Annotated in this window: 18 protein-coding genes; 8 read left to right on the top strand and 10 right to left on the bottom strand. The window is 62.2% G+C overall.

Features of this window, described 5'->3' with window-relative positions; genetic code table 11:
* Window positions 1-517: 517 nt before the first annotated feature.
* Both AMK00_RS15215 and trxB read right to left on the bottom strand, forming a co-directional pair.
* On the bottom strand, window positions 518-1,414 hold the full coding sequence (locus AMK00_RS15215) for a LysR family transcriptional regulator VtlR (RefSeq protein ID WP_064803999.1): 897 nt from the start codon (window positions 1,412-1,414) through the stop codon (window positions 518-520).
* A gap of 22 nt (window positions 1,415-1,436) precedes the next feature.
* Window positions 1,437-2,411: a thioredoxin-disulfide reductase gene (gene trxB, locus AMK00_RS15210; RefSeq protein WP_064810917.1), complete on the bottom strand. Its 975-nt coding sequence runs from the start codon at window positions 2,409-2,411 to the stop codon at window positions 1,437-1,439.
* A gap of 231 nt (window positions 2,412-2,642) precedes the next feature.
* Here trxB and AMK00_RS15205 point away from each other — a divergent pair, with 231 nt between their 5' ends.
* Window positions 2,643-3,110 (top strand): Lrp/AsnC family transcriptional regulator, encoded by a 468-nt coding sequence (locus AMK00_RS15205; RefSeq protein ID WP_009992419.1) that lies wholly within the window; start codon window positions 2,643-2,645, stop codon window positions 3,108-3,110.
* 109 nt (window positions 3,111-3,219) lie between these two features.
* On the opposite strand, the gene AMK00_RS15200 is transcribed toward AMK00_RS15205, so the two are convergent.
* A complete protein-coding gene (locus tag AMK00_RS15200; protein WP_064810915.1) occupies window positions 3,220-4,566 on the bottom strand; it encodes a sigma-54-dependent transcriptional regulator in 1,347 nt (448 codons plus the stop codon).
* A 4-nt stretch (window positions 4,567-4,570) separates the two neighbouring features.
* The gene (locus AMK00_RS15195; protein ID WP_064810913.1) at window positions 4,571-6,445 is read right to left on the bottom strand and encodes an ATP-binding protein; all 1,875 of its coding nucleotides are present in this window, start codon (window positions 6,443-6,445) and stop codon (window positions 4,571-4,573) included.
* 225 nt (window positions 6,446-6,670) lie between these two features.
* Here AMK00_RS15195 and AMK00_RS15190 point away from each other — a divergent pair, with 225 nt between their 5' ends.
* Entirely contained in the window at window positions 6,671-8,002 is a 1,332-nt protein-coding gene (locus AMK00_RS15190) for a dicarboxylate/amino acid:cation symporter (protein ID WP_064810911.1), read from the top strand.
* Window positions 8,003-8,232: 230 nt separating this feature from the next.
* On the opposite strand, the gene AMK00_RS15185 is transcribed toward AMK00_RS15190, so the two are convergent.
* Together AMK00_RS15185 and greA are read right to left on the bottom strand one after the other, a co-directional pair.
* Window positions 8,233-9,291 (bottom strand): glycosyltransferase family 4 protein, encoded by a 1,059-nt coding sequence (locus AMK00_RS15185; protein WP_064810909.1) that lies wholly within the window; start codon window positions 9,289-9,291, stop codon window positions 8,233-8,235.
* Window positions 9,292-9,317: 26 nt separating this feature from the next.
* On the bottom strand, window positions 9,318-9,794 hold the full coding sequence (gene greA / locus AMK00_RS15180; RefSeq protein ID WP_004672775.1) for a transcription elongation factor GreA: 477 nt from the start codon (window positions 9,792-9,794) through the stop codon (window positions 9,318-9,320).
* Between the two features lie 265 nt (window positions 9,795-10,059).
* Between greA and AMK00_RS15175 the strand changes: the two genes are divergently transcribed.
* Together AMK00_RS15175 and AMK00_RS15170 are read left to right on the top strand one after the other, a co-directional pair.
* Window positions 10,060-11,292, top strand: a complete 1,233-nt coding sequence (locus AMK00_RS15175) for a putative DNA modification/repair radical SAM protein (RefSeq protein WP_064810907.1) — start codon at window positions 10,060-10,062, stop codon at window positions 11,290-11,292.
* Window positions 11,292-12,746, top strand: coding sequence for a UdgX family uracil-DNA binding protein (locus AMK00_RS15170; protein ID WP_064810905.1), 1,455 nt, complete (start codon window positions 11,292-11,294; stop codon window positions 12,744-12,746). The genes AMK00_RS15175 and AMK00_RS15170 overlap by 1 nt, the downstream gene beginning before the upstream one ends.
* A 55-nt stretch (window positions 12,747-12,801) precedes the next feature.
* On the opposite strand, the gene carB is transcribed toward AMK00_RS15170, so the two are convergent.
* Window positions 12,802-16,290 (bottom strand): carbamoyl-phosphate synthase large subunit, encoded by a 3,489-nt coding sequence (carB, locus tag AMK00_RS15165; RefSeq protein ID WP_064810903.1) that lies wholly within the window; start codon window positions 16,288-16,290, stop codon window positions 12,802-12,804.
* Window positions 16,291-16,460: 170 nt separating this feature from the next.
* The gene (locus AMK00_RS15160; protein ID WP_064811736.1) at window positions 16,461-17,489 is read right to left on the bottom strand and encodes a zinc-dependent alcohol dehydrogenase family protein; all 1,029 of its coding nucleotides are present in this window, start codon (window positions 17,487-17,489) and stop codon (window positions 16,461-16,463) included.
* A gap of 233 nt (window positions 17,490-17,722) precedes the next feature.
* Here AMK00_RS15160 and ypfJ point away from each other — a divergent pair, with 233 nt between their 5' ends.
* Window positions 17,723-18,640 (top strand): KPN_02809 family neutral zinc metallopeptidase, encoded by a 918-nt coding sequence (gene ypfJ, locus AMK00_RS15155; RefSeq protein ID WP_064810902.1) that lies wholly within the window; start codon window positions 17,723-17,725, stop codon window positions 18,638-18,640.
* A gap of 60 nt (window positions 18,641-18,700) precedes the next feature.
* On the opposite strand, the gene AMK00_RS15150 is transcribed toward ypfJ, so the two are convergent.
* Complete coding sequence (locus tag AMK00_RS15150) at window positions 18,701-19,693, bottom strand: aldo/keto reductase (protein WP_064810900.1); 993 nt, start codon at window positions 19,691-19,693, stop codon at window positions 18,701-18,703.
* A gap of 369 nt (window positions 19,694-20,062) precedes the next feature.
* On the opposite strand from AMK00_RS15150, the gene AMK00_RS15145 reads away from it, so the two are divergent.
* Complete coding sequence (locus AMK00_RS15145; protein WP_064803975.1) at window positions 20,063-21,307, top strand: TCR/Tet family MFS transporter; 1,245 nt, start codon at window positions 20,063-20,065, stop codon at window positions 21,305-21,307.
* 145 nt (window positions 21,308-21,452) lie between these two features.
* Complete coding sequence (locus AMK00_RS15140; protein WP_064810898.1) at window positions 21,453-22,856, top strand: MATE family efflux transporter; 1,404 nt, start codon at window positions 21,453-21,455, stop codon at window positions 22,854-22,856.
* 16 nt (window positions 22,857-22,872) lie between these two features.
* Here AMK00_RS15140 and AMK00_RS15135 read toward each other — a convergent pair whose 3' ends face one another.
* Window positions 22,873-23,193: an antibiotic biosynthesis monooxygenase family protein gene (locus tag AMK00_RS15135; protein ID WP_064803972.1), complete on the bottom strand. Its 321-nt coding sequence runs from the start codon at window positions 23,191-23,193 to the stop codon at window positions 22,873-22,875.
* 306 nt (window positions 23,194-23,499) lie between these two features.
* Between AMK00_RS15135 and AMK00_RS15130 the strand changes: the two genes are divergently transcribed.
* Complete coding sequence (locus AMK00_RS15130) at window positions 23,500-25,269, top strand: adenylate/guanylate cyclase domain-containing protein (protein WP_064810896.1); 1,770 nt, start codon at window positions 23,500-23,502, stop codon at window positions 25,267-25,269.
* Window positions 25,270-25,523 lie beyond the last annotated feature (254 nt).

Below are 25,523 nucleotides of genomic sequence, written 5' to 3'. Positions count from 1 at the left end.
ATATTGTTCGACGCTTGCCGATATGCAAATCACGGTGACGTGAGGCGGCGGCTTTTGGCGCGTGAGTAAATTTTGGGCAAAAAAAGAGGGCCACCGGAAAACCAGGGCCCTTTGAATTGTGAAGGTCAATAACCTCCAGAGGGGAACAGCTAATGCGGTGGAACTGGGAGAGAAACCACGAAATGCATCAGCTGAGTTGGATATGGTGCTTCCTTAGGCAGGTTTCAATGCTTTTTTGTGCATACCTGTTATGCGCCGCACAATTTTTTTGCGGCGCGGCATTTTCCGAAGCTGCAAGGCAAAAAAAGAGGGCCGCTGGAAAACCAGGGCCCTTATAAGTGTGAAGGTTCAAAAACCTCCAGAGGGGAACAGCTAATGCGGTGGAACTGGGAGGAAAAGCCACCATGTGCATCAGCTATGTGCGATATGGTGGTTTAATGGGCAAACGGCAACCCTCATTTGTGCATGCCAGTCATGCGCACAATGCATAGTATGGAAATCATTCCATAAATCTGGCTTAAAAATTCCAGTTTCTGGCCTTGCTGACAATGAAATCACGGAAAGCCTTCAGCTTGGCGGCATTCTTGATTTCGTCGGGATAACAGAAATACGTGTCGAAGGACGGTACGTCGGCATTGATCGGCAGCTGAATAAGGCCGGGGTCGCGCCCGACGATATAATCCGGCAGGCAGGCGACACCGATTCCGAGCAGGCAGGCGCGCTTGATCGAGGTCTGGCTGTTGATCTGCAGATGCGGGATGCGCTTGTTGTCCGAGGAGCGGCCGGCGACCTCAAGCCAGTTGACGTCGAGCAGGTAACTCGGCGCCGGCTCGCCGAAGGTGATGATGTGGTGATTGTCGAGATCCTCGATCTTCTGCGGCTCGCCATGACGGTTGATATAGGAGGGCGCGGCATAAACGTGCATGTGCACGGTGAAGAGCTTGCGCTGGATGAGGTCGGACTGCTGCGGCTGACGCAGGCGGATCGCGCAGTCGGCATGGCGCATATTCACATCCACTTCCTCGTTGTCGAGGATCAGCTGGATCTGAACGTCGGGGTAGAGCTGTAGGAATTCCTGGATCTTATCGGTGAGCCAGCCCTGGCCGAGACCGACCGTTGTCGTCACACGCAGCTTGCCGGACGGGGTTTCCGTCGTCTCGGTCAACTGCATCTTCACGGTTTCGAGCTTCAGCAGCACGTCATGGGCGGTGCGGTAGAGCAGTTCGCCCTGTTCCGTCAGGATCAGCCCGCGCGCGTGACGGTGAAACAGCTTGGTGCCGACATCCTGCTCGAGCGCGCTCACCTGGCGGCTGATGGCGGATTGGGACAGATGGAGTTTATCCGCCGCATGCGTGAACGAACCCGCCTCGGCAGCTGCGTGAAAAATACGCAGCTTGTCCCAATCCAGTGGCATTCCCCCGCCTCTCATGCCGATCTTACTCCGCGGCCACGGCGACGGGCATGTGGCCCGTCAGATATCGCTCGGCCTCGAGCGCTGCCATGCAGCCCATGCCGGCGGCGGTGACGGCCTGCCGGAACGTGTCGTCGGTCACGTCGCCGGCGGCATAGACCCCCTCGAGGCTGGTCGCGGTCGAATCCGCCGCGGTCCAGAGATAGCCGTTGTCCTTCAGCTTCAGCTTGTCCTTGAAGAGTTCGGTTGCCGGTGCGTGGCCGATGGCAACGAAGACGCCGTCGATCGGCATTTCGGTGATCGTGCCGGTTCTGACGTCACGCAGACGAGCGCCGGAGACGGACTGCGGCATCGGGGGCTTGGCCGCCGTGCCGGTGATTTCGGCCACTTCGGTGTTCCACAGCACCTTGACGTTTTCCCTCGCGAACAGGCGTTCCTGCAGGATTTTCTCGGCGCGGAAGGTGTCGCGGCGGTGGACGAGGGTGACCGACTTGGCGATGTTGGAGAGATAGAGCGCTTCTTCGACAGCGCTGTTGCCGCCGCCGACGACGATCACATCCTTGTTGCGATAGAAGAAGCCGTCGCAGGTGGCGCAGGCCGAAACACCGAAGCCCTGGAAATGCTGTTCGCTTTCGATGCCGAGCCACTTGGCCTTGGCGCCGGTGGCGATGATCAGCGTGTCTGCTGTCCAGACCTGACCGCTGTCGGTGCGGGCGACGAAGGGACGCTGGTTCATGTCGACTTCGGTCACGAGGTCGCTGACGATCTCGGCGCCGACATGTTTTGCCTGCTGCAGCATCTGGTCCATCAGCCAGGGACCCTGGATCGGATCGGCAAAGCCCGGATAGTTCTCGACATCGGTGGTGATCATCAGCTGGCCGCCCTGTTCGAGGCCGGCGATCAGAACCGGCTTCAGCATGGCGCGCGCGGCGTAGACCGCGGCAGTATAGCCGGCGGGTCCGGAACCGATGATGAGCACCTTCGTGTGGCGGGCGGGCATGTCATTTCCTTTCGACTGGCAGGAGGGCGGCGGCTAAAGAGCGATTGAGGCCGTTTCGCGGTCCATGCGCCATTTATGAACGACCAATGCTATTATTCAAGGGCAGCCTTGCATTACCAACAAGGCAAATCGCCCTGCTGTGCAAGAATCCGTCATCGGCTTGAAACTTTCTTGCGTATTCCGCTGCTTTATATAGAAGCTCGCCGCGGAGAATTAAAGAAAGGCCACGGTGTGGGTCGCACGGAACTCGACGTCATCGACATAAAGATCCTCCGGGAGCTGCAGGCTGACGGCCGCATGACCAATGTGGAGCTCGCCGACCGGGTCGGTATCTCGGCGCCGCCCTGTCTGCGCCGGGTGCGCAAGCTCGAGGAAGCCGGTATCATCGAAGGCTACCACGCGATGCTGAACAGCCCGAAGCTCGGCTTCGATCTGGTTGCTTTCTGTATGGTCGGCCTCAAACACCAGTCGGAAGGCAACCTCAAGGCGTTTGCCGCCGCCACCACCGAGTGGCCGCTGGTGCGCCAGGCCTGGATGGTTTCGGGTGACAGCGATTTCCTGCTGCATTGTGTGGCGGAGAACCTCACCCACTTCCAGGATTTCGTCATCGAGGTGCTGACAGCGAACGAACATGTCGATACCGTGCGCACCATGCTGACGATCCGGCAGGTGAAGAAGCTAGGGCTGGTCGAAGTCTGAAGCGGTCTAACGCGCGTCGCGATCTTTCAAATTCGCTCGTTGCGCTTTAGATTTTGTTTTTACGCATGTCGTTGCCGCAAAACCGCTGCACACTTTTGCGCGACATGCGTTATTTGCGCGAGGCATAGCCGCCTCGGTTGATGCCATGGCGCTGCAGCTTGTCGTAGAACGTCTTTCTCGGAATGCCGAGCGCTTCGATGGTACGGCGCACGTCGCCGTCATTCGCCGAAAGCGCGTCGCGGATGATCTCTGCCTCGTAGCGTTCCAGCCGTTCGGGCAGCGTGCCGCCCGTCGGTTGCGGGGGAACGAGCGTCGCTCCGCCGCCTTCCAGACCCAGCACCACCCGTTCGGCATAGTGGGAGAGCTCGCGGACATTGCCCGGCCATGCATGGGTGGCGAGATGTCGGCGGACATTCTCTGAAAGCTGCGGGACATCGCGGCGGAAGCGCTCGGCCGCACGGGCGGCGAAATGGGAAAACAGCAGCGGAATATCGTCGCGGCGCTCCCTCAGCGGCGGAATGGAAATCGTCACGACATTCAGCCGGTAATAGAGATCCTCGCGAAAATCGCCGCGCACCTCGGGATCGCCAAGGTCGATTTTGGCGGCCGCGACGACGCGCAGATCGACCGGGCGAACCTCGTTGGTGCCGAGCGGGGTGATTTCGCGCATCTCCAACACCCGCAGCATCTTGACCTGCGTGGCGACAGGCATGCTCTCGATCTCGTCGAGGAAAAGCGTGCCGCCGGTTGCATGTTCGATGCGGCCGGTGCGGCGCTTCTGGGCGCCGGTAAAGGCGCCGGCTTCGTGGCCGAACAGCTCGCTTTCGATGACGGTTTCGGGCAGCGCCCCGCAGTTCAGCGCCACGAAATTGCCGTTTCGGCGATGGCTCCACTGATGCAGGATCTGGGCCACCACTTCCTTGCCGCTGCCGGTTTCGCCGGCGACCAGCACGTCGACATCGGTATCGGCGATGTGGCGAAGGATCTTCCTGAGATTGTCCATGACCGGCGTCTGGCCGATCAGCGGCAAGGTCTCCTGCGCATCGTCGGCAGCCTTGCGCAGCATGCGGTTTTCCAGAACCAGCCGACGTTTTTCGCTGGCGCGGCGCACGCTCTGGACGAGCCGGTCGGCCGGGAAGGGCTTGGCGATGAAATCATAGGCGCCGTCCTGGATGGCCTGGACGGCCATCGGAATATCGCCGTGGCCGGTCATCAATATCACCGGCAAGTCGGGATCCATACCCTTGAGCGTCGCGAACAGTTGCAGCCCGTCGATCTCCGGCATGCGGATATCGGTGACGACCGGGCCGGCAAAATCGGCCGGCAGCTCGTCCAGCGCCGCTTTGGCGCCGTCATAGGCGGAAACGGAGAAGCCGGCGAGTTCCAGCGTCTGGGCGGTGGCGCGGCGCAGATCTCTGTCATCGTCGATCAAAGCAACGGGTATGCCCATGTCCATGATCTCAAGCCTTTCTCAGATGAACGATGAAGCGGCTTCCCTCGCCATCGCTCTCAACTTCCATCCGGCCGCCGTAATCGCCGACGATATCCTTGGAGATGACAAGGCCGAGGCCGAGACCTTTTTCCTTCGAGGTGTTGAACGGCGTGAACAGGCCCTTGCGGATTTCGGGCGAAATGCCGGGGCCGTTGTCGGCAACAGTCAGCGTCACCGTCTCCGCATCGGCCGATGTCCTGACCTCGACGCGCCCCGCTCCGGCTTTTGGCGCCACGGCTTCCAGCGCATTCTGCAGCAGGTTGATGAGCACCTGCTCAAGACGGATCCTGCTGCCCATGACCTGCAGCTCGGCGGGCGGCAGCTCGATGTCGAGCGTGTCCATGCGACCGGCAAAGCGGCTGCGCAGCAGCATCACCGCCCCCTCGATGACGTCCTTCAAGCCCGTCGGTTCGGCGCTGCCGCGGCCCTTCCGGGCGAAGGTCTTCAGCTCCTCGGTGATCGAGCCTATGCGCTCCGTCAGGGCGGCGATATTTTGAAGATTTTCACCGGCCGGCGCCGTCTGGCCGCGGTCGAGGAAAGTGCGGGCATTGTCCGCATAGGCGCGGATGGTCGCCACCGGTTGGTTGATCTCATGGGCGACACCGGCGGCAACCTGGCCGAGGATCGCCAGCCGGTTGGCCTGCACCAGATCCTGCTGCACCGCCTGCAGCTTCTGCTCGGTGCTGCGGTGACCGGCGATCTCGGCCTGCAGCCGATCCCGCGCCTGGCTGAGATCCAGCGTCCGCTCGGCCACGCGCTGTTCCAGTTCTTCGCGCGCCTGCTGCTCCCTAAAAATCCTCAGCGTGATCGTCTGGCGGCGGCGCAAGAGGAAGGCTGCGCCCGCCAGGAGCGGCAAAAGCAAGAGCAGCGCCAGCATGCGCGTTTCGCGGACCGCTGCATCGACGGACGGCCCCAATGCAACAAGATGCTGCAGATGCCAGCCGGTCGCAGGGATCGGCATCCCGACATTGAGAAAGCTTGTCTTGCCGGCGCCGCCGGGCGTGACGATCTCGACGACAGCAAGCCCGTCGCCAAGGTGCCTGATGATATCGAGCGGCAGCGGCTGAAGCGGCGCGTCACCGAATTGAAGGCTCTCGCGGATCGCGGTCAACCGATCCTCGGCAATGCGGCCGATCGTCATGAACCGCCAGGAAGGAATGCTGGTGATGAGGACGATGCCACGATCGTCGATGACGTAGGAGGGGGCGCCCGAGGCATTCCAATCCGCCTCGACATCGTCGAATTCCACCTTGACGACGACGACGCCCAGCAGACCGTCGCTGCCTGATATCCGCTCGGAGATATAAAGACCGGGCTTCTTGCTGACGGTGCCAAGCGCGAAATGCTCGGCCTGCCCTTGAGCGACGGCGCCCTGAAAATACTCGCGGAAGCGATAGTCGTTGCCGACGAAGCTCGTCGGTTCGCGCCAGTTGCTGGCCGAAACCGCGATACCATCCTTGTCGATGACATAGATGACGGCAGCCTTCGTACCGGCTGCCAGTGTCTCAAGCTTCCGGCTCAGCTGTTCGAAGGTACCAGCGTCGCGTCCCGCCAGGGCGGCGGCGAGCGCGGTGTCCTGGGACAACACGAAGGGCAGCGCCCGGTATTTTTCGAGGACGGTGCGCAGCAGCGCCACGTTCATCCTCGCATCGGTGCGGGCCTGTTCCTCCAGGGCCGCTTCCGCCCGGCGCCGGCCGACCTCGCCGCTCGCCAAGAGACTTCCGACGACGGCCGAAAGGGCAAGCACCGCATAGGCCCACCACATTCGGCGAATGCGGTGGTGCAGGGGCAGGGAGGGCCAAAGCCTTTGTGAGACTGACAAGGACATGACGGATTTGTGCATTTTTCCGCACGGGACGCAAATGGATTTGTGTGAGTTTCCGCATTGTCTGGATAAGTCGCTGGCTCCTCGGAAATTTTTTCTGCAATAAACACAATGGCTTAAGCGGATGGAGCGAAACTGGCACGGCGATTGCGAAGAACAGCGCAACAACGGCTGAGCTGTTGGATTGAAGCGAACGGCTCGGGAGGCCGGAGTTCGTTCCGGACGAGCCTTTAGGAGGACATCATGATCGCAGCACCACTCGATGCAGTCGCAGACAGCAAGGGCAAGAAGCCCTTTTATTCCCATCTCTACGTCCAGGTTCTCGCGGCCATCGCTGCGGGTATCATTCTCGGTCATTTCTATCCCGATCTCGGCACCCAGCTGAAGCCTCTCGGCGACGCCTTCATCAAGCTCGTCAAGATGGTGATCGCGCCGGTCATCTTCCTGACGGTAGCGACCGGTATTGCCGGCATGAGTGACCTGAAGAAGGTCGGCCGCGTCGCCGGCAAGGCGATGCTGTACTTCCTGACCTTCTCGACGCTGGCGCTCGTCATCGGCATGATCGTCGCCAACGTCGTCCAGCCCGGCGCCGGGATGAACATTGATCCGGCATCGCTCGACCCGAAGGCCGTCGCCACCTTTGCCGATAAGGCGCATGAGCAGAGCATCGTCGGCTTTCTCACGAATATCATCCCGACGACGATCGTCGGCGCCTTTGCCGACGGCGATATTCTGCAGGTGCTGTTCTTCTCGGTGCTCTTCGGCATCGCGCTCGCGATGGTCGGCGAAAAGGGCGAGCAGGTCGTCAATTTCCTCAATGCCCTGACGGCTCCCGTCTTCAAGCTCGTCGCCATTCTGATGAAGGCTGCCCCGATTGGCGCTTTTGGCGCCATGGCCTTCACCATCGGCAAGTATGGCGTCGGGTCGATCGCCAACCTCGCTATGCTGATCGGCACGTTCTATATCACGTCGCTGCTCTTCGTCTTCATCGTGCTCGGCGCGGTCGCCCGCTACAATGGCTTCTCGATCGTGGCGCTGCTGCGCTACATCAAGGAAGAGCTGCTGCTGGTGCTCGGGACCTCGTCCTCGGAAGCCGCTCTTCCGGGCCTGATGAACAAGATGGAAAAGGCCGGCTGCAAGCGTTCGGTCGTCGGCCTCGTCATTCCCACAGGCTATTCCTTCAACCTCGACGGCACCAACATCTACATGACGCTGGCAGCGCTCTTCATCGCCCAGGCAACCGGCATCAATCTCTCCTGGGGCGACCAGATCCTGCTGCTGCTGGTGGCGATGCTGAGCTCCAAGGGTGCCGCGGGCATCACCGGCGCCGGCTTCATCACGCTTGCCGCAACTCTCTCCGTCGTGCCTTCCGTGCCGGTCGCCGGCATGGCGCTCATCCTCGGCATCGACCGCTTCATGTCGGAGTGCCGGGCGTTGACCAACCTCGTCGGCAATGCCGTGGCGACGATCGTCGTGGCGCGCTGGGAAAACGAGCTGGATACGGGGCAGCTTGCCAGAGCCTTGGGCGGCGAGACCGAGGAGACGTCGGCCGCCGGTCTCCAGCCCGCCGAATAAGCAGCGTGATCATTGGCAATCTTTGCAGCGGCCCGTTATCCAACGGGCCGTTCACTTTTTGAGTAAGCTCGTTCTCTACTCATCGTCATCCTCGGCTTGCGCCGAGGATCTGCTGCCCTTATCGACCCGAGGCAGATGCTCGGGACAAGCCCGAGCATGACGGAGGCAGGGTTGACTGACCTCTGCAGCGGTCCGATGGCCCGTTACCAACGGGCGTTTTTTGCTCCGCGTCAGCCGCGATTGTCGCCGAGAAGGCGGTCGTAAACGGCGCCGATGGCGTTTGCTTCCTTCTCCAGCGCAAAATTCGCTCTGACGTGGCGCAGCGCATTCTCGCCATGGGCAATCGCCAGCGCCGGATCTGCGATATAGGGGGCCATTGCCCGCGTCAGCGCCTCACCGTCACCCGCGGGGACGACGGCGCCGGTCTCGCCATTGACGATGAGTTCGGCATAAGCGCCGGCGTCCGATGCCACGACGGCGGTGCGCGAGGCCATGGCTTCGAGCGGAGTCAGGCCGAAACCCTCGTTGCGGGAAGGGGCGACGTAAAGCATCAGGCGGCGATACCAGACTTTTATGTCAGGAACTTCGCCGAGGAAAAGGATACGGTCGGCGAGGCCGGCGGCGGCGACATCGGCCTTGAGCTTTTCGCCAAAGCCCACGTGCTCCGCCGTCACGCGGCCGGAGACGACGGCCGTCCATTCGGGGTGCTGTGGCAAGAGTTCGATCATCGCCTGGACGAAGAGATCGGTGCCTTTCTGATGGCGCACGCGGCCGAAGCAGCCGACGAGATAACGGCCGGGCAGGCCGGTCGCAGCAATGCCGTCGTCGGCGGTTTCCGGCGGGTGGAACAGGGAGAGGTCAACGCCGTGCTGGATGACGGTGTGGGGCACCTCGAGGAAGGAGCCGGACCGGTCACTGGTTGCAATCACCGCGTCCATGCGGCGGATCAGCCATTTCGTGTAGGCGGTGTGGCGGCGCTGCGCGGCCGAGGTGAAGATGAGCTTCAGCGGCATGCGCAGGAGATGGCGGAGCAGGATACCGACGGCCATCTCATTGTTGCGGCGGGCGTGCCAGACGCGATGGCGCCGGCGCGCCGGCCTGCGCCACAGACCAGGGAGCTGTGACCATCTCAGTTTCGCCAGGCCCTCCGGCAGGCCGGGGCCAAGCGTTGCTATGCGCATGCCAAGCCGGATCTGGCATGGGATGAGCTGAACGATGGTCGACGTGACGCCGGAGAGCCGGCGCTTGAAATTGGGCGCGATGATCTCGACGTCACGCATATCAGGCAAGGATGGATCTCATGTCTGGCGGGCGATCAGCCCCAGGAAACCTGGAGGATTTCGTAGGCCTTGGAGCCGCCGGGTGCGTTAACCTCGATGGAATCGCCGACTTCCTTGCCGATCAGCGCACGGGCGATCGGTGAGGAGATGGAGATGCGGCCGGCCTTGACGTCGGCTTCCTGGTCGCCGACGATCTGGTAGGTCTTTTCTTCCTCGGTGTCCTCGTCGACGAGCTTCACCTTGGCACCGAACTTGATCTTATCGCCGGACATCTTGGTAAGATCGATGACCTCGGCGCGCGCCGTCAGATCTTCAAGCTCGGTGATGCGACCCTCATTGTGGCTCTGGGCTTCCTTGGCGGCATGATATTCGGCATTTTCGGAAAGGTCGCCATGGGCACGGGCTTCGGCGATCGCCTCGATGATTCGGGGACGCTCTTCCTGCTGACGCCAGCGCAGTTCTTCCTGCAGCTTGACGAAACCACCCTGTGTCATCGGTACCTTATCAACCATTTTTCTGTCCTTCACTCCTTGTGGCCGCCGGTCTTGCCTCAGCACAGTCAGGCACACACAAAAGAAAACAGGTCCCGAAGGGAACTTCGGAACCGTGCCACAATCCTAGTCGCGTGCTTATAGCAGATCGCCACGGCCGATTTCCAGAAAATTCGCATAAATGAAACGCAACCCGCTGATCCATCGGGTGAAGTGCCCAAAACGGGGCAGAGGCGGCGACGGCGGGATTTGACTTTAGGCCATGGAACATATAGAGAACATTCTAATGAAGAAGTCGCTAACCGAACGCTTGGCCATCCTGTCAGATGCCGCGAAATACGATGCTTCCTGTGCCTCCAGCGGCACGGTGAACCGCGATTCGAGCACAAGCGGCGGACTGGGTTCGACAGAGGGTTCCGGCATCTGTCATGCCTATGCTCCGGATGGGCGGTGCATTTCGCTTCTGAAGATCCTGCTCACCAATTTCTGCATCTACGACTGCGCCTATTGCGTCAATCGCTCCTCCAGCAATGTCGAGCGGGCGCGCTTCACGGCGGAGGAGGTTGTCTGGCTGACGCTGGAATTCTACCGCCGCAACTATATCGAAGGCCTGTTCCTGTCGTCCGGCATCATCCGCTCTTCCGATTACACGATGGAGGAGATGGTCCGTATCGTCCGCGAGCTGCGTGTAACGCATCATTTCCGCGGCTATATCCATCTCAAAGCAATCCCGGCGGCATCGCCGCGTCTGATCGAGGAGGCGGGGCTTCATGCCGACAGGCTGTCGCTCAATATCGAGCTGCCGACCGACAGCGGCATCACCCGCTTCGCACCGGAAAAGAAGCCGGCCAATATCCGGCGATCGATGGCGGATCTCAGGATGAAGATTGAAGCGGCCGGCGAACCGACGCTTAAGACCGGGAAACGCCAGCGTTTCGTCCCGGCCGGCCAGAGCACGCAGATGATCGTCGGGGCGGATGGGGCGAACGACGCGACCATCCTTGCGAGCAGCGGCCGGCTCTACAGCAGCTATGGCCTGCGGCGTGTCTATTATTCGGCCTTCAGCCCGATCCCCGATGCTTCGAAGAACCTGCCGCTGATCAAGCCGCCGCTGATGCGCGAGCATCGGCTTTACCAAGCCGACTGGCTCTATCGGTTCTACGGTTTCGGCATCGACGAGATCACCGCAAACCAGGCGGGCGGCATGCTCGATCTCAATCTCGATCCGAAACTTGCCTGGGCGCTTGCCAACCGGGCTGAATTTCCCGTCGACATCAACAAAGCCGAGCGCGAGCGGTTATTGCGCGTGCCCGGTCTCGGCACCAAGACGGTGAAGGCCATCGTTTCGGCGCGCCGTTTTCGCCGGCTCCGGCTCGACGATCTCTTGCGGCTCGGCGTTTCGATCAAGAAGGTCCAAGCCTTCATCTCAGCGGAAGGCTGGTCGCCCCGCCGGCTGATCGACCGCCCGGACCTGCGCGCCATGTTCGAGCCGCAGCCTGAACAATTGTCGTTGCTGTGATGCGCCGGGTCGTGCTTGCGGGACGGGGAGAGCTTGGCGAATGGCGCGATGCCGCACGCGCCCTGGCGGCCGCCGGCATCTTGCCCGAGGAGATCGACTGGCGCGAAAAAAGCACCGAGGCCGATCTTTCGTTTCAACGTGACGCCATGCCGCCGGAGCCTGCGACATCACGCAAGCCGATGACGGTGCCGCCCGCCTTCATCGAGCTTGCGGAGACGGTTCTCTGCCATTCCGATCCGGCGCGGTTTTCGCTGCTTTACCATCTGCTCTGGCGGCTGCAGCTGGACCGGCAGCTGCTTGAGGTGACCTCCGACGAGGATGTCGTGCGTGCCAGGCTGATGGCGAAGAACGTTCGGCGTGACGCGCACAAAATGACGGCGTTCGTCCGCTTCAAGGAGGTTGGCGCGGTATCGGCAGGTCGTCGGAAATTCCTCGCCTGGTTCGAGCCGGACCATCATATCGTCAGGCGCACGGCTCCCTTTTTCCAACGCCGTTTCACCGACATGGACTGGCTGATTGCGACGCCCAAGGGCTCGGCGGCCTGGGACGGCGAGCGGCTGACGATTGCCGACGAGCCATGCGAAAGGCTCAATCTCAGCGATGCCACGGACGAACTCTGGCGCACCTACTATGCCAGCATCTTCAACCCGGCGCGATTGAAGGTGAAGGCGATGCAGGCGGAGATGCCGAAGAAATACTGGAAGAACCTGCCGGAAGCCGATCTCATTCCCGGCTTGATCGCATCGGCCGAGAGCAAGGTGCGCGACATGGCGGCGCGGGAAGCGACGCAATCGCTGCCTTTTCACGACCGCTTGCAGCAGGCCGCGCGAAATTTTCCCGCAGAACCGGAGGCTCCGGTGGGCGCACTCGAAGCGCTGCGCGCGGAGGCTGCGGTCTGCACGCGCTGTCCGCTTCACGCCAATGCGACCCAGACGGTATTCGGAGAGGGGCCGGGCGATGCGGAGGTGATGTTTGTCGGCGAGCAGCCGGGCGACCAGGAGGATATTGCCGGCCGCCCCTTCGTCGGTCCGGCCGGCCGGTTGCTCGACCAGGTGATAGCAGAGGCGGGTATCGACCGCTCAAGGCTCTATGTCACCAATGCCGTCAAGCATTTCAAATATGAGCCGCGCGGCAAGCGCCGCATCCACCAGAAGCCCAATATGGGCGAGGTGAAGCATTGCCGCTGGTGGCTCGATCTGGAAATGGAACTGGTCAAGCCGAAGCTGATCGTCGCCATGGGGGCGACGGCGCTTGCGGCGCTGACCGATGTGAAGCAGCGTCTCCAGGATATCAGGGGAAGAGCGATGGCGATCGAAGGCGGGCGGACGCTGTTCGTGACGGTGCATCCGTCCTATCTGCTGCGTATTCCCGACGAGCGGCTGAAGGCGGAGGAAATGGTACGGTTTCGCGAGGACATACTGGAAATTCAGCGGCTTATGACGGAAGTCGGATAAACCGATTCCGGTCAAGGTCGCGCCACCGCCCGTCGAGCGGTAGCGCTGCCCTGTCTCAAGCGAAGTAGCTTTGCAGCGGCCGTACTTCGAGATTGCCTGCCTTCAGCGCCTTGATCGCCTGGGCGGCGGCTTCGGCGCCGGCCATCGTCGTGTAATAGGGCACCTTCTGCATCAGCGTCGCGCGGCGCAGCGACTTGGAGTCCGAGATCGCCTTATTGCCGTCGGTGGTGTTGATGACGAGCTGGACCTGGCGGTTGCGGATCGCGTCCTCGATGTGCGGACGGCCTTCCAGAACCTTGTTGATCTTGGTGGCGGTGATGCCGTTTTCCCCGAGGAAGCGGGCGGTGCCGCCGGTTGCCAGCACCTTGAAGCCTTCTTCGACGAGGATGCGGATTGCCGGTAGCACGCGCGCCTTGTCCTCATCGCGCACGGAGACGAAGACCGTTCCGTCACGCGGCAGTTCGACGCCGGCGCCGAGCTGCGACTTGGCGAAGGCCAGGGCAAAATCGGTGTCGAGGCCGATCACTTCGCCGGTCGAGCGCATTTCCGGGCCGAGCAGCGTGTCGACGCCGGGGAAGCGGGCGAAGGGGAAGACGGCTTCCTTGACGGCGATGTGGGTGAGCTTGCGCGGATCGGGCTTCTGCCCATAGGCGGCGAAGGTCGCATCGAGCTTCTCGCCGGCCATGACGCGGGCGGCGATCTTGGCGATCGGCGCGCCGATGGTCTTGGCGACGAAGGGCACGGTGCGCGAGGCGCGCGGATTGACCTCGAGCACGTAGACGGTGCCGTCCTTGATGGCGAACTGGACGTTCATCAAGCCGCCGACATTGAGCGCCTTGGCCATGGCTTTCGCCTGGCGCTCCAGCTCGTCGAGCAGTTCGACCGGCAGCGAGCGCGGCGGCAGCGAGCAGGCCGAGTCACCGGAATGGATGCCGGCTTCCTCGATGTGCTCCATGATGCCGGCGACATAGACGTCGGTGCCATCCGAGAGGCAGTCGACATCGACTTCGATGGCGTGAGTCAGGTAGCTGTCGAAGAGCAGCGGGTTTTTGCCGAGCAGGGTGTTGATCTGGCCTGTTTTGTCGTTGGGATAACGCTGCTTGATGTCTTCGGGCACCAGTTCCGGAACCGTGTCGAGCAGGTAGGTCTGCAACTGGCCTTCCGAATGCAGGATCTGCATGGCACGGCCGCCGAGGACGTAGGACGGGCGCACGACCAGCGGGAAGCCGATTTCGGCTGCGACCAGACGTGCCTGCTCGACCGAATAGGCGATGCCATTGTTCGGCTGGTTGAGGTCGAGCTTCATCAGCAGCTTCTGGAAGCGGTCGCGGTCTTCGGCGAGATCGATCGCATCGGGCGCGGTGCCGAGGATCGGGATGCCGTTCTTTTCCAGCGCTTCGGCAAGCTTTAGCGGCGTCTGGCCGCCGAACTGGACGATGACGCCGACGACTTCGCCCTTTTCCTGCTCGGCGCGCAGGATCTCGATCACGTCTTCCGCCGTCAGCGGTTCGAAATAGAGGCGGTCCGAGGTGTCGTAGTCGGTCGAGACGGTTTCCGGGTTGCAGTTGATCATGATCGCTTCATAGCCCGCATCCTTCAGCGCGAAAGCGGCATGGCAGCAGCAATAGTCGAACTCGATGCCCTGGCCGATGCGGTTCGGGCCGCCGCCGAGGATGACGACCTTCCTGCGGTCGGAGACCTGCGCCTCCGAGCGGGCGGCGCCGACGAAGGGCGTCTCGTAGGTCGAATACATATAGGCCGTCGGCGAAGCGAATTCGGCTGCACAGGTGTCGATGCGCTTGAAAACCGGGCGGACGTTCAGACCGTTGCGCAGTTCGGCGACCTCCTTCGGGCGCTTGCCGGTCAGGGTTGCGAGACGCGCGTCGGAGAAGCCCATCGCCTTCAGCATACGCAGGTTGTCGGCATCGCCGGGCAGGCCGTGCTCGCGGATGCGGGCCTCCATGTCGACGATGTTCTTGAGCTCGGCGATGAACCAGGGGTCGATCTTGCAGCCCTCGTGCACCTCTTCGATACTGAGGCCCTGGCGCAGCGCCTGGGCGACCATGCGCAGGCGATCCGGCGTCGGCGTGCCGATGGCGGCGCGGATGGCGTTCTGGCTGGATTCGCCTTCCTCGAAATCGGGGATCTCGATTTCGTCGAGGCCGGTGAGGCCGGTTTCGAGGCCGCGCAGCGCCTTCTGCAGCGATTCGGCGAAGGTGCGGCCGATCGCCATGACTTCGCCGACCGACTTCATCGCGGTGGTCAGCACCGGCGAGGCGCCGGGGAATTTCTCGAAGGCGAAACGCGGGATCTTGGTGACGACATAGTCGATCGACGGCTCGAAGGAGGCGGGCGTGGCGCCGCCGGTGATGTCGTTTTCGAGTTCGTCGAGGGTATAGCCGATGGCGAGCTTGGCGGCGATTTTGGCGATCGGGAAGCCGGTGGCCTTGGACGCCAGCGCCGAGGAGCGCGAGACGCGCGGGTTCATTTCGATGACGACGAGGCGGCCGTCCTTCGGATTGACGGCGAACTGGACGTTCGAGCCGCCGGTCTCGACGCCGATCTCGCGCAGCACCGCGATCGAGGCGTTGCGCATGATCTGGTATTCCTTGTCGGTCAGCGTCAGCGCCGGGGCGACGGTGATGGAATCGCCGGTATGAACGCCCATCGGATCGATGTTCTCGATCGAGCAGATGATGATGCAATTGTCCGCCTTGTCGCGGACGACCTCCATCTCATACTCCTTCCAGCCGAGCACGGATTCTTCGATCAGCACTTCGGTGGTCGGCGAGGCATCGAGGCCGCCGCCGACGATCTCGAAGAATTCCGAGCGGTTATAGGCGATGCCGCCGCCGGTGCCGCCGAGCGTGAAGGAGGGGCGGATGATGGCGGGCAGTCCAACATGGTCGAGCGCCTGGGCGGCGACCGCCATGGCGTGGTTCAGGTAGCGCTGCTTGCGGTCGCTCTCGCCGAGGTTCCACTGGTTCTCCAGTTCGTCCAGCGCCTTGTCAAGGTCGGGACCGGAGAGGCTTTCGCGCAGCTTGCTGCGCTCGGCCTCATGCGTCTTGCGGTCGAGATCCTTGATGTCGGTGGCGTTCGCCAGCATCGAGCGCGGCGTTTCCAGGCCGATGCGGGCCATGGCCTCGCGGAACAGCGCGCGGTCTTCGGCCATGTCGATGGCGGCCGGCTTGGCGCCGATCATCTCGACATTGTAGCGGTCGAGCACGCCCATGCGCTTCAGAGAGAGGGCGGTGTTCAGAGCCGTCTGGCCGCCCATGGTCGGCAGCAGCGCGTCCGGGCGCTCCTTGGCGATGATCTTGGCGACGACCTCCGGGGTGATCGGCTCGACATAGGTGGCGTCTGCCAGCCCGGGGTCGGTCATGATGGTCGCCGGGTTGGAATTGACGAGGATGACGCGGTAGCCTTCCTCCTTCAGCGCCTTGCAGGCCTGGGTGCCGGAATAGTCGAATTCGCAAGCCTGGCCAATGACGATCGGTCCCGCGCCGATGATGAGGATCGATTTGATGTCTTGGCGCTTCGGCATGGGCGATATCCATTTTCTGGCTGCGCAGAAAACCGGCCAGGGTGGGAGATCACCGGGTCGGTTGCGCATGCTGGGTCTTTTCAGGCTAGAAGCGGCTTATAGGCAAATGTATTTGCAAACGGAACCCCATAAATCACGGAATCGACAGGAATCCGAACCGGCGCGAACGGCTATTCCCATCCGGGGATGACGAGCGCCCGGATTTCGCCGCCGCGCGCCGGTTTGATGATCGCGTCCGGGGCTTCTGCGAGCCCGATCCTGCGGGAGATCAACGGCTCGACCTTGATCCTGCCGGTGGCAATCAGATCGGCGGCGCGGCCATGGGTGAAAGGGTTGACGAAGGAGCTTATCAGCCGGACTTCGCGAAACAGCAAGTCAAAGGGCTCGATCTCGATCTTTGCCCCCTGCGGCATGACGCCGAGAATGACGGCGCTGCCGCCGCGGCGGGCAAGCCGCGGCGCCTGCTGCATGGTGTCAGTGACGCCGGCGCATTCGAAGACGACGTCGGCGCCGCCGGGCAGCAGTCCGTCCGCGTCGGTGAGACGGGCAATGATATCGCCGTCGCCCGGATCCGCTGTTGCCGTGGCGCCGAGGCTTTCGGCCAGCCGGCGTTTTCCAGCGCTCCGCGTCACCAGCACGACGCGAGTCGCGCCGGCGAGCGTGGCCAGCTGGAGGGTGAGTAGACCGATCACGCCGCCGCCGAGCACGATGACTGAGGCGCCGGCGTGCAATCCGGCGAGATCGACGCCGTGAATGCAGCAGGCGAGCGGCTCGCAGAAGGCGCCGTGGAGCGGGTCAAGATCGGCCGGCAGCGCGAAGGCCTGGCTTTGCGGCATGCAGACATAATCCGCGAAGCCGCCGTCGCGGTGAATGCCGATCGCCCGGAGGTTCCGGCAGAGATTAACACGGCCGCGCCGACATTCCTCGCAGCTGCCGCAGGAAATGTTCGGATCGCCGGTCACGCGCATGCCGGGGCGGAAATCGGTCACACCCGGTCCGGCCGTCTCGACGATGCCGGCGAATTCATGGCCGAGCGTCACCGGCGGCTTCGACGGAAATTCGCCGTGGAAGATATGGCGGTCGGTGCCGCAGATGCCACAGGCCTCGATTCGGACGAGCAGTTCACCCGGGCCTGGCACCGGCTTTTCGACTTCGCAAAGCTGCAACTGTCCTGTCGCTTGCAGACGCACCGCCTTCATCGTCATCTCCTCCCGCATTCTCCTCTTCTATCAGGAAGAGCGAAAGCAGGAGTCGCGTCAAGCGGTTGACGCATCTTCTTTACGTGGAGATGCATGTCGAGGCATGGCTGCGGCAGACCTAGCGAGCCTTTCAACCGCCTTTTTGCATGCGGATGAAGCCGCTGGAATTCCTCCCGCCGGCGGTTATATAAATTCCTTAAGTGCAAGCACGGGCATTGCCGGGGAGAACGAAAATGGAATGGAGAGGCCGGCGTCAGTCCGACAATATCGAAGATCGTCGCGGCGAGCCCACAGGCGGTGGTTTCGGCCGCGGCGGCGGTTTCAGCTTTCCCTCCGGCGGCGGCGTCCGCCGCGCCGGCGGCGGCTTGAGCATCGGCACGATCATCTTCCTCGTCGTCATCTATTTCATCTTCAAGATGATGGGTGTCGATCTGCTGCAGGTGCTCGAAACCGGCGGCATGTCGAGTGGACCCGGCTATGAGCAAAGCGAATCCGGTGCTCGGACGCCCGCCAATGACGAAATGACCGCCTTCGTGCGTACCGTCCTTGCCGAGACCGAGGATACTTGGCACGGCATCTTCCAGGCACAGGGCCGAGATTACGAGGAGCCTCGCCTCGTGCTCTTCTCCGACCAGACGCAGTCGGCCTGCGGCTTCGCCTCTGCCGCGACCGGTCCTTTCTATTGCCCTGGGGATCACAAGGTCTATCTCGACACGGCCTTCTTCCAGGAGCTGTCCGATCGCTTCGGCGCATCGGGCGATTTTGCCGAAGCCTATGTCGTTGCCCATGAGGTCGGCCATCACGTGCAGAACCTGCTCGGCATCCTGCCGAAGTTCAACCAGGCCCGTCAGCGCATGAGCGAGGAAGAGGCCAACAAGATGTCGGTGCGTGTCGAGCTGCAGGCCGATTGCTTCGCCGGCATCTGGGGCAAATATACCGATCAGAAGGGCATCCTGGAGGCCGGTGACCTCGAGGAAGCGCTGAACGCCGCCCAGCAGATCGGCGACGATACGCTGCAGAAGCGCTCGCAGGGTTACGTGGTTCCCGAGAGCTTCAACCACGGCACCTCGGCGCAGCGCGTCAGGTGGTTCAAGCGCGGGTTCGACAGCGGACAGCTAACGGCGTGTGATACGTTTTCGGGGCCGGTTTGAGTTTCCAGCGTCCCTGCTACATGGCAGGACGTTTGAGCCCTTTTGACCTAACACCTAACCTCACTTCTCACTATCCATGTGCTGGAGCATTTGCTCTGGATAACGCCCGCCGGCCGCTGCGTCTTTCGGCACGGCGCGTCCGATCGCGGCGAAATCCTCCGGTGACAGGTCGACGGCGCGTGAACCGAGGGCCTCGGTCAGCCGGTCGCGGCGGCGGGCGCCGATGAGGGGGACGATATCCTTGCCCTTGGCGGCGACCCAGGCGATGGCGATCTGGGCGACGGAGACACTTTTTGCCTGGGCGATCTCGCGCAGCTTTTCCACCAGCGCGAGATTCTGATCGATATTGCCTTCCTGAAAGCGCGGGCTGTCGGCGCGGAAGTCGCCGGCGGCCGCTTGACCCTTCTGCCAATGGCCGCTGATCAGGCCACGCGAGAGCACGCCGTAAGCGGTGATCGAGATGCCGAGTTCACGTGTCGTCGGCAGGATCTTCTCTTCGATGCCGCGCGAGATCAGCGAATATTCGATCTGAAGGTCGACGATCGGGGCGGTGGCGGCGGCGCGGCGGATCGTGTCGGCGCCGACTTCCGACAGACCGATATGTCTGACGTAGCCTGATTTGACCAGATCGGCGATGGTGCCGACGGTGTCCTCGATCGGCACATTCGGATCCAGGCGGGCAGGGCGGTAGATGTCGATATAGTCGACGCCGAGGCGCTGCAGCGTGTAGGCGAGGAAGTTCTTCACAGCCGCCGGGCGGGCATCGATGCCGCTCCATCCGCCTGCAGGATCGCGCAGCGCGCCGAACTTGACGCTGATGACGGCGTCTTCGCGCCTGCGGCCCTTCAATGCCTCGCCGATCAGCATTTCATTGTGGCCCATGCCGTAGAAATCGCCGGTGTCGAGCAGGTTGATGCCGGCATCGAGCGCGGCATGGATTGTCGCAATGCTCTCGGCGCGGTCGGCGGGACCATACATGCCCGACATGCCCATGCAGCCGAGGCCGATGGCCGAGACATCGGGTCCGGTCTGTCCTAAACGATAGATCTGCATCGTCTTCTCCCTTATTGCGCCGTGCGGCGTGATCGGGCATCCGCGCCGAGCGCCGCTGTCGAGGCTGTTCTACCGTCTTCGCATCCGGGCGATAATCGGACGAAGTGGAACAGGCTGTGCGGGGAAATGCACAATGAGTGTTCTGTTTGGATTGATCTGGATGCCTTTGTGGCGATTGCAAGGGAGTTTATCGCTGGGATCCGCCGGAAAGACGGCGCGCGTCTCCGGTTGAGGCCCTGACGATTTTCCCGTACAAACTCCTGAGATGCTTCCAGATGTTCACGGATTGTTTCAGTTTCTTTTCTGAGCTATGTCACTTTCCGGCGACGGAGATCGTCTTTTCAGAAACAGCCGCTGTAGAGATGCCTCATGCTTGATCCGAAATTCGTTCGCCGCGGCCTTTTCCTGGTCTTCGTCATCCTCTTCCTCGACATTATCGGCATCGCCATCATCATGCCGGTGCTGCCCGCCTATCTGGAGCAACTGACCGGCGGCAGCGTCAGCGATGCTGCGATCGACGGCGGCTGGCTGATGCTCGTCTATGCCGGCATGCAGTTCCTGTTCGCGCCGCTGCTCGGAAACCTGTCCGACCGTTTCGGCCGCCGGCCGATCCTCCTGCTTTCGGTGCTGACCTTCGCGATCGACAATTTCATCTGCGGCATTGCCACCAGTTTCTGGATGCTGTTCGTCGGCCGTGTGCTTGCCGGCATCAGCGGCGGCAGCTTCGCCACCTGCTCGGCCTATATCGCCGATATCAGCACGGAGGAGAACCGCGCCAAGAACTTCGGATTGATCGGCATCGCCTTCGGCGTCGGCTTCACCATCGGCCCCGTCATCGGCGGCTTCCTTGGGGAATTCGGCCCGCGCGTGCCCTTCCTCGGCGCTGCTGCTTTGTCGCTTCTCAATTTTGTCGCCGCCTGCTTTCTGCTGCCGGAAACGCTGGAGGCGAAGAACCGCCGTCGCTTCGAGTGGAAACGCGCCAATCCGCTCGGCGCGTTGCGCCAGATGCGCCATTACCCTGGCATCGGCGGGGTCAGCCTCGTCATGTTCCTGTTTTTCCTGGCGCATGCCGTCTATCCCTCGGTCTGGTCCTTCGTCTCCACCTACCGCTACGGCTGGAGCGAGGGGCAGATCGGCCTGTCGCTCGGCATTTACGGCATCGGCGCCGCGCTCGTCATGGGGCTGGTCCTGCCGCGCGTCGTGCCTCTGCTCGGCGAATGGAAGACCGCGCTTCTCGGTCTCTGCTTCTCCGCTGCGGGGCTGACCGGCTATGCCTTCGCCTGGGAGGGCTGGGTGGTTTATGTCGTCATCGTGGCAACCGTCATCGAAAACGTCGCCGATCCGGCGCTGCGCAGTATTGCCGCCGGCAAGGTGCCGCCTTCGGCGCAGGGCGAGTTGCAGGGCGCGCTGACCAGCCTCAGCAGCATCACCACCATTGTCGGGCCGCTGATCTTCACGCAGATGTTCGGCTACTTCACGCGGCCTGAGGCGCCCGTCACCTTTGCCGGTGCGCCTTATCTCACGGCTGCCGTGCTCATCGTTCTGGCCGCCGGGGTGTTTCTTACGAGGGTTCGAGCCCGGGAGCCGGCCGAGGCGCTGGAAGGCGTGGGCTGAACCGATCAGAAATGGTGATGGTATGATGAATTTTTCATCATCTGCCTGTTTTGGGGTAGTTCTTTGCGAGGCTTTGATTTAAGCCCGAGTGATATTTTTGCGCCCACTACGCGGCGTTGCAGATCTCAATCACAGGACTGGTGTCATGGACACGCCGATCGACGCGCGCAGCCTTGCGCCGACAAACGATAATCGTTGGGGTGCGCATTTCCGTGCAACACTGGCGCTCGGCATTCCGCTGATCGGCGCGCAGCTCGCTCAGCTCGGCATCAATACCACCGACGTGATGATCGTCGGGCGCCTCGGCGCCGAGCATCTGGCGGCAATGGTCCTGTCGGCTCAATTCCTCTTCACCATCCTCATCTTCGGTTCGGGTTTCGCCATCGCCGTCATTCCGATGGTGGCGCAGGCCTATGGCCGCGGCGACGTCGTCTCTGTGCGCCGATCGCTGCGCATGGGTCTGTGGGTGGTGATTGGATATTGGGCCTTCATGCAGCCCGCCTTCTTCAATTCCGAGCAGATCCTGCTCTTCGCGCAGCAGAAGCCGGAGGTAGCCAAGCTCGCGCATGGCTATATCATGATCGGTCAATTCGGCGTGCTGCCGGCACTGCTCTTCAACGTGATGCGCGCGCTGGTCAGCGCCATCGGCAAGGCAGGCATCATCCTCAACGTCACCATCGTCACGCTGGTGATGAACGCGTTCTTCGCCTATGCCCTCGTGCTCGGCCATTTCGGCTTTCCGGCGATGGGGCTCGAGGGTGCGGCGATCGTGTCGGTCGTGGTGCAGACGGCTGGTTTCCTCTTCATCCTTGCCTTCGTGCAGAGGCGGGAGGAGACGCGCCGCTACGAGATCTTCGTGCGGTTCTGGAAGCCCGACTGGCATGCGCTGTTGGAAGTCATCCGGCTCGGATTCCCGATCAGCGTCACCATCCTTGCCGAGGTCAGCCTGTTCACGGTGGCCTCCCTGCTGATGGGCTATATCGGCACCATCGAACTTGCCGCCCACGGCATCGCCCTGCAATGGGCATCGATCGCCTTCATGATCCCGCTCGGCCTCAGCCAGGCGGCGACGGTGCGCGTGGGCGTCGCGCACGGGCAGGGCGATTATGACGGGCTGGTGCGAGCTTCCATCATGGTGTTCATCCTCGGCTGCGCCATTTCGGCGGTGGGCTCGGTGCTCTTTGCCACCATGCCGCAATTCCTCGGCAGCTGGTTCCTCGACGTCAGTTCGCCCGAGGCGCCCGAGGTGCTCGCCTATGCCGGGCCGCTGATCGTCGTTGCCGGGCTTTTCCAACTGGTCGATGGGCTGCAGGTGATCGCCAACGGATTGCTGCGCGGCCTGAAGGACGCGCGCGTGCCGATGATCATGGCGCTGATCGCTTACTGGCCGATTGGCTTCTTCCTGGCCTGGGCCTTCGCCTTTCCGCTGGGTCTGGGCGGCATCGGCATCTGGTTCGGCTTCCTCGTCGGGCTGGCGGCGGCGGCCGCCATGCTCTGCGGACGGTTCTATCTTCTCGTTCGCCGGGAGGGCGCGATCGCCGGCGTCTGAGCCGGCGTCCTTGCCCTCAGCCCGCGACAGGCTTGTAACTGCCGATATCGGCTCGAATGCCGAGACGCAAGAACATTTCCTGCGGATCGAAATTTGCGGCCTTATGGGCGTCCGTCACGGCTGCCCGCGCACGCTCAACGACCTCGGTATTTTTCCATTCGGCGATCGTGACGAAATTGAATTCGCCGGGACCTGCGACCTGCTCCAGCACCCGGTGATCGATGAAACCCTCCTGTGCCTCCAGCAGCTTGTGGGTCATCATCACTTTGACAAGAAATTCCTCACGCGCCGCCGCCGGCACGATGAACTTGTCGACACGATAGAAGGCTCCGCTCATCTATATCTCCTGCATCGGATCTGCAGGCAGTTCTGTAATTCCTCAAGCATGGTTGAGGTCAACAGTGAAAAGGGAGGGGCCGGTCGAATGTCCATTGCTTTCCTGTTTCGGGGACATTCTCGAAGCTTGATGCAACGGTGCGCCAGAAGCGGTCGCTGGCTCGACATCATTGCGTGGACCTTCAACGTCGGGTGCGTCATGAGCCATTGGACAAGTCGATCTCAACCAAGATCGCTCTAAGCCGCGGCTAGAAGTTCTTTCTTGCCCTCTGTCTCCCTGCTATCCTGGAAGTGAGGAGACCGCGCCATGAGCGAGAACCGAAAGCTGGCTGCAATCCTGGCCGCAGACGTGGTCGGGTACAGCCGGCTTGCCGGCGCCGACGAGGACCGCACCCTGGCGAGGTTACGGGCACTACGTAGCGATCTCATCGATCCGACGATCGCCGTGCATCATGGCCGGGTGGTGAAGCGCACCGGCGATGGTGCGCTGGTCGAGTTCCGCAGCGTGGTGGACGCCGTGCGCTGTGCCATTGAGGTGCAGAACGGTATGGTGGAGCGCAATGACGGCGTGCCGCAGGACCGTCGCATCGAGTTCCGGATCGGTATCCATTTGGGCGACGTCGTCGAGGAAAGTGATGGCGATCTGATGGGCGACGGCGTCAACATCGCCTCGCGATTGGAGGGCGTCGCCGCGGCGGGCGCGATCTGCCTATCCGAGGATGCCTATCGCCAGGTCAAGGCGAGGCTCGACCTCTCGGTCAGCGATCTCGGCAACACGCAACTCAAGAATATCGCCGAACCGATCCGGGTCTATTCGCTGCAAGTCGGCAGCGCCGGGACCAAGGCAGTCGCGCCCTCGCAAACCGCCACGAGCCAGCCGGCGACGGCAACGTCGCCGAAGCTGTCGATCGCCGTCCTGCCCTTCGCCAACATGAGCGGTGACGCCGAACAGGACTACTTCGCCGACGGCATCTCGGAAGACATCATCACGGCGCTATCGAAGTTGTCGCAGCTCTTCGTCATCGCCCGCAATTCGTCGTTTACCTTCAAGGGCAAGAACGTACAGGTGCAGGAGGTGGGCACGAAGCTCGGCGTGCGGTATGTTCTTGAGGGCAGTGTGCGCAAATCGGGGAACAGGGTACGCATCACCGCGCAGCTCATCGACGCGACCACCGGCGGGCACATTTGGGCGGAGCGGTTCGATCGCGACCTGACCGACATATTCGCGGTTCAGGACGATGTAACGCAGAAAATCGTCGATGCGCTGGCGGTCAGTCTGACAGAGGGCGATCGAAAAAGGCTGGTGCCGGGGCAGACCGGGCGCCCTGAGGCGTATGACTGCTTCCTGCGTGGCCGGGAGCTGTGGCACCGCCTGACGAAGCAAACGAACCGCGACGCCCGCGAGCTTTTGCAACGCGCCGTCGACCTGGACCCGAACTTCGCCTCGGCGCACGCCTTTCTCGCCCTTACCCACGGGCTCGACTACCTGAACCGGTGGAGCGCGTCGCCGCAGCGCTCGATCGAGCAAGCCGAAGAGGCTGCGACGCTGGCGGTAGCGCGGGATGATAATGATCCAGTTGCACATTGGGCGCTGAGCTTGGTCAAGCTTTATTCGCGACAGCACGATAGAGCCATCAGCGAGGCCGAGCGTGCGATAGTCCTCAATCCGAACTTCGCCGAAGGGCGGGTCAGCCTCGGCGAGGCACTCATCTATTCAGGCAGAGCCGAGGAGGCACTCGCCTGTTTCGATCAGGTAAGGGTCCTGAATCCGTACTTTCCGGATGTCGTTCTCCACTTTCAGGCTTTGGCTCTGTTTCAACTGGGAAGGTTCCGAGAGGCCGTCGAGCTGTTGCTGCAGCGCGTGAGCCGCAACCCCGTTACCGATGTCTCGCGCGCGCTTCTCGCCGCGTGTTACGGGCACCTCGGCCGTTTCGAAGAGGCCCGCGAGACGTGGCAAGAAGTGCTGCGGGTCAATCCCGACTACTCCCTGGAATACCGTCGCAAAGTCTTGCCCTTCAAGAACCCCGCCGATTTCGAGCTTGTCGTGGAGGGGCTACGCAAGGCCGGTGTCGTATAATGACGGATGATTAATGTCCGATCTTGAACCGTTGCCGCCGTTTGCACGGAGCTGAGTAACAGCCAGTGCCGGCGCAACCACGACTCCCCAGCGTAATCGCCGGCAAGGTCTGCTTTGAGAAAGCTGCGAAGCCGCCCTCCACTTGCGAACGCAAAGCAGCCCTGTTCTTCGGCAATGAAAAAAGGCCGCTATGGGCAGATAGCGGTCCTTTCACTGATAGCTGTCTTTCGAGTTCAAGAGATGCCGCATTACGT

Origin of the sequence: Rhizobium sp. N621 (assembly GCF_001664325.1) — a bacterium.
In the GTDB taxonomy this organism is placed as follows: domain Bacteria; phylum Pseudomonadota; class Alphaproteobacteria; order Rhizobiales; family Rhizobiaceae; genus Rhizobium; species Rhizobium esperanzae.
Note: the sequence above shows the minus strand (reverse complement) of the source record. Positions and strands in the feature narration are given on the sequence as shown.

Excerpts from the sequence above, each read along its gene's own strand:
- AMK00_RS15215 (WP_064803999.1), bottom strand. The coding sequence starts at position 1,414 with ATGCCACTGGATTGGGACAAGCTGCGTATTTTTCACGCAGCTGCCGAG.
- trxB (WP_064810917.1), bottom strand. The coding sequence starts at position 2,411 with ATGCCCGCCCGCCACACGAAGGTGCTCATCATCGGTTCCGGACCCGCC.
- AMK00_RS15200 (WP_064810915.1), bottom strand. The coding sequence starts at position 4,566 with ATGGACATGGGCATACCCGTTGCTTTGATCGACGATGACAGAGATCTG.
- AMK00_RS15195 (WP_064810913.1), bottom strand. The coding sequence starts at position 6,445 with ATGCACAAATCCGTCATGTCCTTGTCAGTCTCACAAAGGCTTTGGCCC.
- AMK00_RS15190 (WP_064810911.1), top strand. The coding sequence starts at position 6,671 with ATGATCGCAGCACCACTCGATGCAGTCGCAGACAGCAAGGGCAAGAAG.
- greA (WP_004672775.1), bottom strand. The coding sequence starts at position 9,794 with ATGGTTGATAAGGTACCGATGACACAGGGTGGTTTCGTCAAGCTGCAG.
- AMK00_RS15175 (WP_064810907.1), top strand. The coding sequence starts at position 10,060 with ATGAAGAAGTCGCTAACCGAACGCTTGGCCATCCTGTCAGATGCCGCG.
- AMK00_RS15170 (WP_064810905.1), top strand. The coding sequence starts at position 11,292 with ATGCGCCGGGTCGTGCTTGCGGGACGGGGAGAGCTTGGCGAATGGCGC.
- carB (WP_064810903.1), bottom strand. The coding sequence starts at position 16,290 with ATGCCGAAGCGCCAAGACATCAAATCGATCCTCATCATCGGCGCGGGA.
- AMK00_RS15160 (WP_064811736.1), bottom strand. The coding sequence starts at position 17,489 with ATGAAGGCGGTGCGTCTGCAAGCGACAGGACAGTTGCAGCTTTGCGAA.
- ypfJ (WP_064810902.1), top strand. The coding sequence starts at position 17,723 with ATGGAATGGAGAGGCCGGCGTCAGTCCGACAATATCGAAGATCGTCGC.
- AMK00_RS15150 (WP_064810900.1), bottom strand. The coding sequence starts at position 19,693 with ATGCAGATCTATCGTTTAGGACAGACCGGACCCGATGTCTCGGCCATC.
- AMK00_RS15145 (WP_064803975.1), top strand. The coding sequence starts at position 20,063 with ATGCTTGATCCGAAATTCGTTCGCCGCGGCCTTTTCCTGGTCTTCGTC.
- AMK00_RS15140 (WP_064810898.1), top strand. The coding sequence starts at position 21,453 with ATGGACACGCCGATCGACGCGCGCAGCCTTGCGCCGACAAACGATAAT.
- AMK00_RS15135 (WP_064803972.1), bottom strand. The coding sequence starts at position 23,193 with ATGAGCGGAGCCTTCTATCGTGTCGACAAGTTCATCGTGCCGGCGGCG.
- AMK00_RS15130 (WP_064810896.1), top strand. The coding sequence starts at position 23,500 with ATGAGCGAGAACCGAAAGCTGGCTGCAATCCTGGCCGCAGACGTGGTC.